Annotated in this window: 11 protein-coding genes; all 11 read left to right on the forward strand. The window is 52.9% G+C overall.

Annotated elements, in window-relative coordinates:
• Positions 1–36: 36 nt before the first annotated feature.
• The 11 genes from I6N89_RS14505 to I6N89_RS14555 all read left to right on the forward strand — a co-directional run bounded on the left by I6N89_RS14505 (position 37) and on the right by I6N89_RS14555 (position 14,079).
• On the forward strand, positions 37–963 hold the full coding sequence (locus I6N89_RS14505; RefSeq protein ID WP_207019148.1) for a hypothetical protein: 927 nt from the start codon (positions 37–39) through the stop codon (positions 961–963).
• Positions 963–1,292 carry a hypothetical protein gene (locus I6N89_RS14510; RefSeq protein ID WP_207019149.1) on the forward strand — a complete coding sequence of 110 codons (330 nt, stop codon included), beginning with the start codon at positions 963–965 and terminating at the stop codon, positions 1,290–1,292. Before I6N89_RS14505 ends, I6N89_RS14510 begins: the two co-directional genes overlap by 1 nt.
• A gap of 245 nt (positions 1,293–1,537) precedes the next feature.
• Complete coding sequence (locus tag I6N89_RS14515) at positions 1,538–2,302, forward strand: hypothetical protein (RefSeq protein WP_207019150.1); 765 nt, start codon at positions 1,538–1,540, stop codon at positions 2,300–2,302.
• 606 nt (positions 2,303–2,908) lie between these two features.
• On the forward strand, positions 2,909–5,632 hold the full coding sequence (locus I6N89_RS14520) for a class I SAM-dependent DNA methyltransferase (RefSeq protein ID WP_207019151.1): 2,724 nt from the start codon (positions 2,909–2,911) through the stop codon (positions 5,630–5,632).
• Positions 5,629–6,492 carry a hypothetical protein gene (locus I6N89_RS14525; RefSeq protein ID WP_207019152.1) on the forward strand — a complete coding sequence of 288 codons (864 nt, stop codon included), beginning with the start codon at positions 5,629–5,631 and terminating at the stop codon, positions 6,490–6,492. Before I6N89_RS14520 ends, I6N89_RS14525 begins: the two co-directional genes overlap by 4 nt.
• A 1-nt stretch (position 6,493) precedes the next feature.
• On the forward strand, positions 6,494–8,545 hold the full coding sequence (locus I6N89_RS14530; protein WP_207019153.1) for a pseudomurein-binding repeat-containing protein: 2,052 nt from the start codon (positions 6,494–6,496) through the stop codon (positions 8,543–8,545).
• Entirely contained in the window at positions 8,538–9,740 is a 1,203-nt protein-coding gene (locus I6N89_RS14535; protein WP_207019154.1) for a GIY-YIG nuclease family protein, read from the forward strand. Before I6N89_RS14530 ends, I6N89_RS14535 begins: the two co-directional genes overlap by 8 nt.
• A 315-nt stretch (positions 9,741–10,055) precedes the next feature.
• A complete protein-coding gene (locus I6N89_RS14540; RefSeq protein WP_207019155.1) occupies positions 10,056–10,625 on the forward strand; it encodes an ABC-three component system protein in 570 nt (189 codons plus the stop codon).
• Positions 10,622–11,143, forward strand: a complete 522-nt coding sequence (locus I6N89_RS14545) for an ABC-three component system middle component 5 (RefSeq protein WP_207019156.1) — start codon at positions 10,622–10,624, stop codon at positions 11,141–11,143. The genes I6N89_RS14540 and I6N89_RS14545 overlap by 4 nt, the downstream gene beginning before the upstream one ends.
• The gene (locus I6N89_RS14550; protein WP_207019157.1) at positions 11,130–13,043 is read left to right on the forward strand and encodes an AAA family ATPase; all 1,914 of its coding nucleotides are present in this window, start codon (positions 11,130–11,132) and stop codon (positions 13,041–13,043) included. Before I6N89_RS14545 ends, I6N89_RS14550 begins: the two co-directional genes overlap by 14 nt.
• 331 nt (positions 13,044–13,374) lie before the next feature.
• On the forward strand, positions 13,375–14,079 hold the full coding sequence (locus I6N89_RS14555) for an ArdC family protein (RefSeq protein ID WP_236016638.1): 705 nt from the start codon (positions 13,375–13,377) through the stop codon (positions 14,077–14,079).
• The last annotated feature ends 110 nt before the right edge of the window (positions 14,080–14,189 follow it).

Below are 14,189 nucleotides of genomic sequence, written 5' to 3' on the forward strand. Positions count from 1 at the left end.
ATCCCGTAGTTTTGAACGCAAGAGCTGCTTGCATCCATGGACAAGAGTCTTCACCCGACCACAAAGTACCCCCCATCTTGGCGTCTCACATGTCGCAAGATCGTTGAGGTCTACATCTCGGTTCAGGAAGAGAAGACCGCCCAATCCTTTGGTGCTACCCGACTATGGAACGCGATCTTTGATGCTTGCGCTGACAAAGATCCTGAGTTTCCGAAAGCAGAGCTTGAGGCCTGGCTCAAACGGCAACACCTTGAGAATTGGCTAAAAAAAGGAAATGAGCCGAGGGACGGTGCCTTTCAGTTTATAGATCGATTTGTCAGGCGTCTTTTGGTCGGAGAGTTTGGCACACATGTGCGCGAACTCTTGAAAACCGAGCAGATTGAACGCACTTCGAAGGGGCTTGCTGACATTTTTGAAATTTGGCAGGCAGATGGTGGGAATCAAATCGGCAAACCATTTTACGAGAATGTAACTATGGCATCGAAGGTCGCGCCAAATTCAAATTATCGTTGCTTTCTCAGGATAACGGGAATCTCAAATCGCGTCGTTTGCGCTGATGTAATCATAGTTCCGATTAATATGAATGATAGAGAGAAGGAAATGGATAGGGCCAGTTGGTATGTCAAGCATGCCAACTTGTGGCAGGCCTACTTTGCCCTCATCGATGTCGCTAATAGTTTGCAAGACTATGATAGCTTCAGGCCGGTGAGGGGTGTGCTGTATGTGACCCGAACGGATATCAAGCGAGAGTGTACGCGAAATACAAGCATCAAAGATGCAAATATGTTTTGCTTTAATACTTTCGAAAAGGAGCTGCAAGTTACGTTGGGCGGCGACAGTTTTGAAGGCCATTTGACGCCAGGTACGCGTCGAAAACACAGTTCTTTTCTCGCTAGATTTACTCCAATTTCATCGAAGGACATTGATCGTGCCTTCGATGCTTGCGGGCATGGATTTATTTGATGGACGAAGTAAAGAGCGCCCCGGCTAGAATGGCTCCAAAGGAATTGGTGCAAGCCATTCTCAGGGACGATTTGCTCTTATTTCGGGCGGCCATCGATAGAGGAGAGAACCCTAGCGAGGTGTTTTATGAGGGGATGTTTGCCCTTCAAATGTGCGCCAATTATGGCTCAATCAACGTGTTACTCGAACTTCTTCATAACTTTGATCTTGATGTATGGGAGCGAGGTTTAAGCGGGCATCTTCCAATCGATTACGCTTTAGCAAAGAACTACACCGACATTTATGAACTCCTGGATAGCGCCATGTATCCTAAGGAATGGTGGACATAATCTCAGTATGCGACAGAAGTATAGGTGTTCGCGTAGAGATCCACCCGCATCAACCCTTCCAAGCCCCAAAAACATTCGCACAGCGCTGAAGCATCTGAGAGGTGGAAGATGCCAGTATTCGTGATGCGTACAAGTATGGAAACCGGATCGAGCACGGCTTATCCTCACTGCCCACAAGAAATGGCAATCACTTTACAAATTTGTCTTCGTGAAACCTCGCCCACCCCTTAAACTCTGCAAGAGTTATGAGCAGAATAAACCTACCCAACGGCCTTGATGCATTAATGGCCGAGCTATCACTCGAAGAAGTCATGCGCTTGATCGAACGCACGGCGCGATGGGTTGATCCGCAAACCTTTGCCTTGCTGCCCGTCTGGTATCCTGAATATGCGCGACGCGTGTACTTCTTCAAATCGAACTGGTCCGAACCGCAAATGAACACCAACCGAACAACAGGGAACAGTGTCCATAAACAGGAGGGTAATCTATACGCAAACAAGGCGCTGACGCATGCGCTCGGGCTTCGGTCGGATGGGCGTGATGGCTGGACGTGCTGCCACCTATGGGGTGTTGACGATGCGAAGTATCAAGTGGCCAATGCTGTCGTGCAGGACCGTCGCTTCTTCTCTTGCGTGGCCAATATGGTCCTTTTGCCGACGCCACTGAAGGCGTTCACTGACACCATGCCGGAAGTAAAATCAATGCTGCGTATTTGCGCCCGCAACACCTATGGCTGGCAGTGCGATCATGAAACACAAACCGAATCCAACGAACTATTGGACGGTTGGAGCGACTGGCAGGACTACCCAGAGAGCTGGCCACGAAAACCCGGCAATTCTGAGCCGAAAGGCGTGATGAAGATCAACGCCGATATCAGAAAAACGGCGCAGCGTCGTTGGAAGGCCATACAAAACGATCTGCAAAACGCTGGACCCCACTACCCACGGGACGAAGTTTTGGCAACTTTGGACTACTGGAAAATGGACCCGGCCAAACCATTAGCTTTGTAGCCTCTCGTGCATGGCTTTGAAGGTTTAGAGCGAACGCAAGATGTGTGTGGTAGTACCACACCGATCTTGGCAAGGGAGCCCGCTGCGCGCTCCCGTTGCATCCCTCCGGCTGCTGGCTCTTCCAGGGCATTGAACCCATTCCAGAGCCAGAAGACCGTATCGCCGGTCAAACACTCATGGGAGACTTCTGCTCTCCCAAACCCATCGATCAAAGGGCTATCGCGCCCCTTGAAACCACTCGCACCGTCTGGCCGTTGCATCACCAATCAGGGGAGCGTTCCTGCTACCCCCGATACCCCCATGACCATTTCATGGAGACCATGGAAGGGAGCATTTCATAGCTGCCCTTCCGCTGGACCCATCCCATCGACCAAGGGGCGTTCCTGCCCCTGTGGAACCCTGACCAAGACCTTTCGAGGCCTCTGGACACCTGACCAACGCTCACGCGGCGTTGGATGCACGCCATGTCATGGAGACGCCTTCTGCGGGACCAACCACGCGCCGGTTGGAGGGCGTCCTGTGGATATTTCCACATCTTGTGCGACTCAGGGTGCACAGCACTATCCAAGCTGATAACCTTGGTCAAAAAGGTAGGAGCCCGAGCAAGTGAACGCAGTCGAGATCGAAGAAGCCATCTCCAAGTTGGCCGAACAGCCCTTTGACGGTCAGGAGTTTCCCTATGCCTTCTTGGAGGCCTTCGGAAACAAGGCGACGACCATCAAGCGCCTGCGCAGCGGCTCATCCAACAAGTCTGATCTTGGCGGCGTGCTCCAGACCAACAACATCCACCTCAAAGTCTGCCCTGAAGGCGAGGTCTCGCAGGCGCTCGCCGCGCTCAAAGCCAGCCAAGCGACCACGAAAGCCAAGGCCAAGTTCATTGTGGCCACGGATGGAAACGACTTCGAAGCGGAAGACCTGATCGGTGGAGAAACCGTCGCTTGCGCCTACAAGGATTTCCCCGACCATTTCGGGTTTTTCCTGCCGCTCGCTGGCATCAGCACCGTCAAGCAAATCCGCGAAAGCGCCTTCGACATCAAGGCCACCGGACGGCTCAACAGACTCTATGTTGAGCTCCTGAAAACCAACCCTGAATGGGGCAGTTCCGAGCGCCGCCACGAAATGAACCATTTCATGGCGCGGCTGATCTTCTGCTTCTTTGCCGAAGATACCGACATCTTCCTCAAGCCCGACTTGTTCACGGCAACCATCGAGAAGATGAGCGCAAGCGACTCTTCGAACACCCACGAGATCATAAGCGAGCTCTTCCGCGCCATGAACACCAAGCGCGAAGATCGCGAGGCCGAGAAGATCGCACGCTGGGCGAATGACTTCCCATATGTGAACGGGGAACTCTTCTCAGGCAGCACAGAAGTTCCGCGCTTCACCCGTATTGCCCGTTCCTACCTTCTCCACATAGGCAATCTCGATTGGAAGAAGATCAACCCTGACATCTTCGGCTCGATGATCCAGGCCGTTGCCGATGACGAGGAACGCGGCGCGCTTGGGATGCACTACACATCCGTACCGAATATCCTGAAGGTGCTGAACCCGCTCTTCCTTGATGATCTGCGCGAGAAGCTGGACGAGGCAGGGGACAATCCCCGCAAGCTCCTCAACCTGCGCAATCGCATGGCGCGGATCAGGGTTTTCGATCCGGCTTGTGGTTCGGGCAATTTCCTCGTGATCGCCTACAAGGAGATGCGCAGCATCGAGGCTGATATCAACAAGCGGCGGGGTGAGGCAGATCGGCGAACCGAAATCCCGCTTACCAACTTTCGTGGGATCGAGCTGCGCGACTTTCCTGCCGAAATCGCGCGGCTGGCCCTGATCATCGCCGAATATCAGTGCGACGTACTCTATCGGGGGCAGCGAGAGGCACTGCGCGACTTCCTACCGCTCGACGCGATGAACTGGATTACCTGTGGCAACGCTCTGCGGCTTGATTGGCTTAGTATCTGCCCGCCCACGGGCACAGGCGTAAAGATGCACGGTGACGATCTGTTCAGTACCCCGCTTGATCAAGCCGAGATCGACTTCGAAAACGAAGGCGGCGAAACTTACATCTGTGGCAACCCCCCATTTACTGGCGCGCGCGAGCAAACAAAAGATCAAAAGGCCGATCTAAGAAATACATTAACGGAATTCACAGGCGTCAATAGCTTGGACTACGTAAGTGGATGGATTTACAAATCTACTGACTACGGACGATACGTTGATTGCAAATCCGCCTTCGTTGCAACAAGTTCTTTATGCCAAGGGCAATCAATTCCGCTATTCTGGGGGCAAGTCTTAAATAGCTCAGATATATTTTTTGCTCATCGACCGTTTAAATGGAGCAACAATGCGCAAGGAAATGCTGCTGTATACTGCGTGATCGTCGGCCTTTCCAGGAAGCCCACAAAAGAAAAAACGATATTTGATGGTGATACTGCCAAGATGGCAACTTCGATATCTCCATACTTGACGAACAACGCAGTCGTTATTGTCCAAAAAACTGGCAAGCCTTTGGACGGTCGTCCAGAGCTCGTTTCTGGAAATCAATCTATTGATGGCGGCAATCTGATTATGGACAAGCCTGAGATGGACAGATTGATCTCCCAGAGACCTGAAATCTGCAATTTCATACGGCCGTTGTATGGGGCTGAGGATTTTGTGAAAGCGCGTCCAAGATACTGTATCTGGGTGCGAGATAATCAGGTCGAAGACGCCCAGCAGATTCCTGAAATCAAGGAGCGTATTGATCGTGTTCTTGATTATCGACGGAGCGGAGGCGAGGTCGCTCGAAGCCTTACTGAAATTCCTTTCCGTTTCAGGTATGTTCACGAGGCCAAGATTTTTATGATCGTTGTCCAACGGCATACAACGGATCGTCGCGATCTTATGCCGGTTGGCGTCCTGAAAGCTCCGGCGATTGTAACTGATGGCATCCAAGTGCTTTATGATCCAGAACTCTATAATTTAGCATTGCTCTCTTCCAAACTGCACATGGCTTGGGTGAAAGCTGTTGCAGGCCGGTTGAAAGATGATCCACGCTACTCAAATACACTAGTTTATAACACCTTCCCTATCCCCAAGTTGACCGAGAAGAACAAGGAAGACCTGACCCGCTGCGCCGAGGACATCCTTCTGGCGCGCGAGGCGCATTTCCCCGCGACCATCGCCGATCTCTACGACCCCGAGAAGATGCCCGCCGACCTGCGCGCCGCCCATGACCGCAACGATGAGGTACTTGAGCGCATCTATATCGGACGCCGCTTCAAGAACGACACCGAGCGGTTGGAGAAGCTCTTCGAGCTTTACACCAAGATGACCAAGAAGGGGGCGGCATGAGCGGTTTCAACCGGATGACGATTGTCGCCGCAGTGGACGTGATTGCAGACTTCCATTCCCACAGCGACATGGCCGTCTTGGAAGTCCAGTGGGACCTGAATCAGTACGGTATTTCATCGACCAGCAAGTCGGCCCGCGTTGCGGACTGGTCAAGGATTGCGACAACTTTGAACCCTGAGGTCATGACCGAAGCCGGAGAAGTGCATCTTGAGCGCGCCTTGGTGGATGCGGCTATCCGCGCGCCGGAGCACAGCAGACAAAAGCCTGAATGGAAGAAGCTCGTGGCGGGACTGCGGTTTGATGGGTTCGAGCTCATCGAAATTGAAGTTCCGACGGGCCGTACAGGACTGTTTGGCGACCCTGCTACAGAGACGCGGTATGAGCTGCGCCGTATGCTTCCAGAGGATGTACCCGAGATTGATTTTCGGGAAGCTGCCAGTGAAGTTGAACGCTTGCTGGATGAGCTGAGCTTACCAGTCGCAAAGGGGCATCTTCGGCAGGCGCTTTCAGCGTTTCAGAGGGGCGAATGGTCTTCCGCGAATGGAGAGCTGCGCAACTTCTACGAAAACTATTTGAACGAGATCGCCGATGCTCTGGGTTATAGCGGCAAGGATGACAGCAGATTGCGCCGAGACTATCTCGGTGCAGGGGTCGAACCGCCGTTTCTGTTGGACGAATACAATGAATGGAACGAGAACAATCAGAAGCCGCAATACGTGCAAGGCTTGATGAGCAGGATGCATCCGCATGGCGGCCATCCTGGGTTGTCCGAGGAAGAGGACGCCACCTTCAGACTTCAGGTTTCGCTTATCACGGCGCGCCTATTTCTCAGACGATTTAAGCAACGAAAGACAGTTTGATATGAGTGAAAAATCTGCACCCACCGTTTCCGTCACTTATGCCCATAACGGCAGTTCGACCAAATCGAACGAGCTTGGCATGCGCCCGATGCAGGAGCGCGCTTATGAGAAACGTGGCGAGCAGTATCTCCTGATCAAGTCGCCGCCTGCCTCGGGCAAGAGCCGCGCACTCATGTTCATTGCGCTGGATAAGCTGCACAATCAGGGGCTTCGCAAGGCCATCATCACCGTACCGGAGAAGTCCATCGGATCAAGTTTTGCCGATGAGCCGCTTTCCAAGTTCGGCTTCTGGACAGATTGGCAGGTAGTGCCGAAGTGGAACCTTTGCAACGCGCCTGGCGGTGACGAGGGCAAGGTCGGGGCTGTCAAAACGTTCCTTGATAGCGAAGATCGCGCGCTGGTCTGCACCCATGCCACCTTCCGCTTTGCCGTAGACAAGTTCGGGATAGAAGCCTTTGATGATTGCCTTATCGCTGTGGACGAGTTCCACCACGTCTCCGCTAACCCCGAGAATAAGCTTGGCGCACACCTGGCCGAGCTGATCGCCCGCGACAAGGTGCATGTCGTGGCGATGACGGGATCGTATTTTAGGGGCGATGCCGAGCCTGTGCTGATGCCGCATGACGAAGCGAAGTTCGATACCGTCACCTATACCTATTACGAGCAACTCAATGGCTATAAGTACCTGAAACAGCTTGATATTGGATATTTTTTCTACTCGGGCGCTTATGCCGACGACATCCTCAAGGTGCTCGATGCTGGCGAGAAGACCATCCTTCACATCCCGAGTGTCAATTCCCGCGAGAGCACCAAGGACAAGCACCGCGAAGTCGAGCACATCATTGATGAACTTGGCGATTGGCAGGGCACGGATGGTGCGACCGGCTTCCAGCTTGTGAAAACGCCGGAAGGCAAGGTTCTAAGGATTGCCGACCTCGTGGACGACGAGCCCGCCAAACGGGACAAGGTATCGGCGGCCCTGAAAGACCCTGCGCAGAAAAACAATCGCGATCATGTGGACATCATCATCGCTCTTGGCATGGCCAAAGAGGGCTTTGACTGGATATGGTGCGAGCACGCCTTGACCGTGGGCTACCGCGCCAGCCTGACGGAGATTGTGCAGATCATCGGGCGGGCAACGCGTGACGCGGAAGGAAAGACTCGCGCCCGCTTCACCAACTTGATCGCCGAACCAGATGCCTCGGAAGAAGCCGTGACCGAGGCTGTGAACGACACGCTCAAAGCCATCGCCGCCAGCCTTCTAATGGAGCAGGTTCTCGCCCCGCGTTTCAATTTCACTCCCAAGAAGCCCGACAGCGGGCCAGTGGAAGGCTTTGATTACGGTGAGGGCGGCTACAAGGAAGGTGAGTGCAATGTCGGCTTTAACGAGGATAGCGGACAGTTCCAGATCGAGATCAAAGGTCTCGCCGAGCCCAAAAGCAAGGAAGCCGAACGCATTTGCCAGCAAGATTTGAACGAGGTGATAGCAGCCTTTGCGCAGGACAAGACCACCATCGAACGCGGGCTCTTTGATGAAGAGCTTGTGCCCGAAGAGCTCACCCAAGTTCGCATGGGCAAAATCGTCAAAGACAAATATCCAGAGCTAGACGAAGCGGATCAGGAAGCCGTGCGCCAGCATGCAATCGCCGCACTCAACCTGACCCAGAAAGCCAAAGAGATCGCACTTGGAAATGACAGCGAAGATCTCGCGGCGGGCAACACGGCGCTGATTGACGGAGTGCGCAAGTTCGCGATGGATGTGCGCGAACTCGATATCGACCTGATCGACCGGATCAATCCGTTCAGCGAGGCCTATGCGATCCTCGCCAAGACGATGAGCGAGGAAAGCCTCAAGCAAGTGGCCGCTGTAATTTCCGCCAAGCGCGTGCAACTTTCCCCCGATGAGGCCCGTGACTTGGCGAAGCGTGCTCTGAAGTTCAAACAAGAGCGTGGCCGTTTGCCGTCAATTACCTCACCGGATGCCTGGGAGAAGAAGATGGCCGAAGGCGTGGCCTTCCTGGCCCGAATGAAGGTGGAGGCTGCTAATGGCTAAGCAGTTCACCGACGATGATGACGCTTTGCTCGCGGAGCTTGGCGTAGAGATCGAACAGAAGAAGGTCGCCGCCCGCACCCCGCGCGAAGAGCGCATTATTGCAGGTTTCGAAGAAATCCAACGCTTTGTCGACGAGCATGGCTATCCGCCGCAACACGGCGAAGACAAAGATATCTTCGAGCGCCTTTACGCTGTGCGCCTCGAACGCATACGCGAGTTGGAAGAATGCCGGGTGCTGGTCGAATCGCTTGATCGGCAAGGCCTCTTGTCAGGGGCAGCCTCTACAGCTGCCGAGCCGACCGACGATTTGGATGATGACGCTCTTCTTGCCGAACTCGGGGTCGAGGCCGAAACATCAGAAATCACTCAGCTTCGTCATGTTCGGCCTAGCGCCGAGAAAAAAGCTGCCGAGGAAGTCGCGAACCGTCAGCGCTGCGAGGATTTCGACAAGTTCAAGCCGCTCTTCGAGCAAATCCAGAAGGAGCTGGAAACGGGTATGCGCGAAACCCGTCCCTTCGAGATGAAGGCCGAGATCGAGAAAGGCCGTTTCTTCATCGTTGGCGGTCAAAAAGCCTATATCGCTGATATGGGAGAGTTGACACTCACCGATCAGGGCCGCACCGACGCACGGCTGCGCGTCATCTTTGACAACGGCACCGAGAGCAACATGCTCATGCGTTCGCTCCAGCGGGCTTTGAACAAGGATGATGCCGGACGACGGATCACCGAGCCGACCGCTGGTCCGCTCTTTACCGACCAGACCATTGATGGTGACGAGGCCAGCGGCACGATCTACGTACTGCGGAGCAAGTCCGAGCTACCGCTCGTCGCTGAGAACCGCGATCTCGTGCACAAAATCGGCGTTACGAATATGAGCGTCGAAAAGCGTATCGCTGGTGCACACCTTCAGCCGACATTCCTCATGGCCAATGTCGAGGTGGTCGCGACCTATGAGCTCTACAACATCAACCGCACCAAGCTGGAAAACTTGATCCATCGCATTTTTGCTTCCGCAAAACTCGACATCGAGATCAAGGATCGTTTTGGTAATCCCGTTGTGCCGCGTGAGTGGTTCCTTGTGCCGCTCCACGTCATCGATGAGGCCGTCGACAGGATCAAGGACGGGTCGATACGAAACTACGCTTATGATCCAAGCACTGCATCACTACGGGATCGGTCAGATGGAAAGAATTAACGGCGGTTTCATTCTCCAAAGAATGTACAAATGTCAACTAAAGACAATGCAACCTATTGTATTTTAAACGGAAATATTCCAGTATCTCGTGGAGTTATGAAAGGGGCGAACATGCAGGGACTAACGTTTGATGTCTTGAACTTCTTGGGAGGCCTTGTTGCTGGCGCCGTTGGCGGCGCTCTTCTGACCCTGAAGTTCACAAAGAACATGCGCACGAACGGAAGCGGTACAACCGTGGACCAGTCAAAGTCCAGTGCCGGGGGTGATATCGTCGGAAGAGACAAGAAGAATTAAAATCACTATTCGATCTAATTAATGAACAAGGTAAGTCAGCAGCATTCATCAGCAGGCGGAGACATTGTCGGGCGTGACAAGGTCACGAACTACAATGCTGCGCCAAAAGGCAAGATCGAAAAATTGCTGATCAGGCTCCAAGAGCAGTATGACAATGACGAGGAAACTCAAAATATTATTGATGAACTCGCCCGTTACCATTCGCGCCGCGCGGTAGATGGAATTACTGGCCTCGAAAGCAAACTTGCCGTTGCAGGAAAGTGCGATCAATACGATGACGCCATCGAGAAGAAAGAGATGTTTGCCAAACTTCTCCAGAGATGGACCATGTACTCGTCCGCTCAACTTATCTTCTCGCACATCCTAGCCAAAGCGGAAATTGAGTTCACACAAGTAATTTATCCGCAGATACCTGAAATTTCCGAGGCTTCCGTCAATGCTTTGGTGATTGAGAGAATTGTAAATCCTATTGTAGAAGAGTGCGGGGACGACCTGCTAGCCATCAATCACAATCTTGTCCTTGGCATGATCTATTGGCTCGCCGAGCAATGCTTTATTCGCTGGCATCATCCCCCATTGGTGAAGAAATGATGCAGCTCACTTACAATGAAGCGTTTGATCCGTATCACGCGACGTTCAGATTCTTGCGCCTTTGGCAGGGATGCAAACTCGCTGGAAAAACCCACATCGACATGCTGCGCATTCTCGATTTCTATTTGCTGTTCCCGTTTCGAATTCAGAATATGTCCTTCATTGCTTCGGATCGAAGCTGGCGGCAAGTGAGCAAGTCCTATGAAAGCCGCAAGCCATACGGCGAGCTACCGGACGACGTCTCAATCTTCTCAAGAATGGAACCATTTCAGCGGGCAGCGGCAAGCTCTTTGGTCGAAGCTCAAGTGCTTTCCGCTGATGCTTGGAAAAACAATCAGATTGAATTTGTTCAAAAAGAGCTTCCCGCTGACCTGAAGAAGCGATGCGACGAACTGAACGATAGTATGCGAGACGTTATCGAAATCCTATGCGCACTCAACGAGCGCTACCCACTGCTGGGTAGAAGCGGCCTAAAAGATCGGACAGGTCTACTGGAGTTTAGATATGACTCGGTTTGATCCCTGCATGATTGTGAAACGGATTTTGGTCAAACGGCGATCTTCGATTGCCTATGACGAGGCTTTTCATGAGGGCGTGAACGTGGTCCGGGGCGATAACTCTTCCGGAAAATCTACCATACTCAATTTCATTTTTTTCGGCCTTGGTGGCGACCTCGACAAGGATGATTGGAGTGAGCACGCTCTAAAATGCGATTATGTCTGGATTGAGGTGGAGTTCAACGGGCGTCCCGCAGTCCTTCGCCGCGAAATCGACGTCAACTCCCAGTCTCCCATGGAAATTTTTGGCGGTAGGTTTGAAGATGCCGAGAAAGCACCCATCGAAGAGTGGGTGAAGTATCCTTATGCGAGGTCGAAGAACAAAGAGAGCTTTTCCCAGGCGATCTTCAGATTACTAGAAATGCCCGATGTTGCCGTCGAGGGAACCTCAAGCATTACAATTCATCAGATACTTAGGCTACTGTACGCCGACCAGCTCAGCCCTATAGAAAGCCTCTTTCGGTTCGAAGGCTACGACCCCGAAAATTTGCGGGAGGCAGTCGGCAATCTTCTGTGCGGTGCATTCGATACGGAAATCTACGAGCTACAACAACTCCGCAAGGTTCGGGAAAAAGAGTTCTCCGATGCTTCAGCCGAACTCCGTAGCATTTTTCGGGTGGTCGGCGGAGATGAAAGCCTTGGCCTTGAATGGGTTCAGCAGAAAAAGAAATCACTCATATCCGAAAGAGAGGAGCTTCTGAAGGAAATCGCTTCAGCCGAGGAAGAGTTTTACGCGAAGCAGTCTAGCGAAAAAATCACAATCAGCGCACAGAAATCGGTTTTCAAGCAGGTTCAAGGGCTTCAAGAGCAACTACAGAATACAAGGGAAGCTATTGGTGCTGTTGAATTTGAGATAGCAGACTCAGACGATTTCATAATGACACTTCATCGGAGATTGGAAGCACTCAAGGATGCCGATTTGGCATCTTCATTGGTGGAGACGGTACATTTTGCGACGTGCCCCTCTTGCTACGCCGCAATACTTGAACAGGACGACTCCGTTGCCGCCTGCCACTTGTGCAAAACGCCTCTTGACGCGGAAAGAGCCCAGGATCGCATCGTAGGATTAATCAACGATCTATCCATCCAGATTAAGCAGTCGGAAAGGCTTCAGGAAGTAAGACGAGAGCGCCTAAAGAAGCTTGAAGCCAAGTACAGCACCACTGAAGGTGAATGGAAACTGAAGGCCAAAGAGCTTCAAGAATTGCGCGTTTTGCCTACGTCCAAAGTTAGGGAAAAAATTAGAGAGCTGCACCGAAAGCTTGGATACATTGACAAATCCATCGAAGATACCGACGAGCAACTGAAGCTGGCAAACCGCATCGGGGATTTGTCCGCGCGCAAAGCCTCTCTGGATGAGGAACTGAAAGACCTTGAAGCACGGATTGATGCGCTGAAGCGTAGTCAAACCAGCAGAATTCGTACTGCACGGAACGCGATAGAGAAGAAGACAATAGAGATGCTAAAGGGTGACTTAAAAAGGCAAGATTCTTTTGAGGACCCTCAACGTGTAGACTTCTCGTTTGCAAAGAATACTATCACAGTGGATGATCACACCTATTTCTCTGCAAGTTCGCGCGTTGTTCTCAAAACATCTTTCCTCGTCGGCTTCTTAGCTGCTGCCCTTGAGGACGAAAAATTTCGCCATCCAAGGTTTCTGATGATTGATATCACGGAGGACAAAGGGATGGAGCAGGAACGAAGCCACAATTTCCAACATCAAGTCGTTCGTATTTCTACTGAAACCGAGGTCGAGCACCAAATTATCTTGGCAACTGCAATGCCTTCGCCCGAACTTGAGGATGACGTGTTTGTCGGGAAGTTCTCGACGCGAGACAGTGGCACACTCAATTTTTTATAGGCTCAGAATTTGGCGCACCCTTCGGGCCGGGCTGTCGTGAACCGAGCCTATAGTCTCGGCCAAAGGCTTCCATCCCTTGCGCATCATCGGCCAGCCGTGACCGGCTGACATTCCTTCTTGTTTGGGGGCCTGGCGGCCCCATCCACCGTCAAGACCAAGCCCTTCGCTAAGGCTTCGGGCGCTTTGGTGCGTCTCCCCGTCCTTCCTGGCCGTTAGCCCGTGCAGGACGGGTGATACCCCTCGCACCTTCGCGGTCTGGACGGTTTCCCCCCTCTCTTCGCCAGAGGGGCAGATCGGTTGCATGCGCAACCAATCAAAGGAGAAAAAACAAATGAAAAAGGATGTTTACCAGAAAGTCACCGACAAAATCATTGCCGATCTGGAGCAAGGCGAGCTGACATGGCTCAAGCCTTGGAGCGCGGGCAACATGGAAGGACGGATTACCAAGCCCCTACGGCACAACGGCATGCCCTATAACGGTATCAATGTGCTGATGCTGTGGGGCGCAGCCGTCGAGGGCGGTTATCTTTCCCCGTTCTGGATGACGTTCAAGCAGGCGAAGGAACTGGACGCCCATGTCAAGAAAGGCGAGCGCGGCAATCTGGTGGTCTATGCCAACACCATCACCAAGACCGAGGAACAAGACGACGGATCGGAGGAAGAGCGGCAAATCCCGTTCATGAAGGGTTACACCGTTTTCAACGTCGAACAGATTGAAGGCCTGCCCGAGCATTACTATGCAAAGCCCGAGCCGGTGATTGATCCGGCAGAGCGGATCGAACATGCCGATGCATTCTTCGCCGCGACCGGTGCTGATATCCGTCATGGTGGGAACAGCGCGCACTATACCGGTGCAACCGATCACGTGCGGATGCCGGTGTTTGAAGCCTTCCGGAGCCCCGAGGCCTATTATGCGACCCTTGCCCATGAGCTGATCCACTGGACCAAGCACAAAGGCCGTCTTGACCGCGACTTTGGCCGCAAGACATGGGGTGATGAAGGCTATGCCCGTGAAGAACTGGTTGCCTTATCTTGACAGTCTGCACCGCATGCCACCTTGCCGTAGGATGGGTGACAGGCGTTGACGGTAGGCAGTTTTCAGGCTGGCCGCCGCGCTTACCAAAGAGCTGGCGGCGGCCAGCCTGA

The sequence above is a fragment of the Salipiger abyssi genome, assembly GCF_017311415.1.
Taxonomy (GTDB): Bacteria; Pseudomonadota; Alphaproteobacteria; order Rhodobacterales; family Rhodobacteraceae; genus Salipiger; species Salipiger abyssi_A.

Coding starts and splice junctions, on each gene's coding strand:
- I6N89_RS14505 (WP_207019148.1), top strand. CDS start 37: ATGGACAAGAGTCTTCACCCGACCACAAAGTACCCCCCATCTTGGCGT.
- I6N89_RS14510 (WP_207019149.1), top strand. CDS start 963: ATGGACGAAGTAAAGAGCGCCCCGGCTAGAATGGCTCCAAAGGAATTG.
- I6N89_RS14515 (WP_207019150.1), top strand. CDS start 1,538: ATGAGCAGAATAAACCTACCCAACGGCCTTGATGCATTAATGGCCGAG.
- I6N89_RS14525 (WP_207019152.1), top strand. CDS start 5,629: ATGAGCGGTTTCAACCGGATGACGATTGTCGCCGCAGTGGACGTGATT.
- I6N89_RS14530 (WP_207019153.1), top strand. CDS start 6,494: ATGAGTGAAAAATCTGCACCCACCGTTTCCGTCACTTATGCCCATAAC.
- I6N89_RS14535 (WP_207019154.1), top strand. CDS start 8,538: ATGGCTAAGCAGTTCACCGACGATGATGACGCTTTGCTCGCGGAGCTT.
- I6N89_RS14540 (WP_207019155.1), top strand. CDS start 10,056: ATGAACAAGGTAAGTCAGCAGCATTCATCAGCAGGCGGAGACATTGTC.
- I6N89_RS14545 (WP_207019156.1), top strand. CDS start 10,622: ATGATGCAGCTCACTTACAATGAAGCGTTTGATCCGTATCACGCGACG.
- I6N89_RS14550 (WP_207019157.1), top strand. CDS start 11,130: ATGACTCGGTTTGATCCCTGCATGATTGTGAAACGGATTTTGGTCAAA.
- I6N89_RS14555 (WP_236016638.1), top strand. CDS start 13,375: ATGAAAAAGGATGTTTACCAGAAAGTCACCGACAAAATCATTGCCGAT.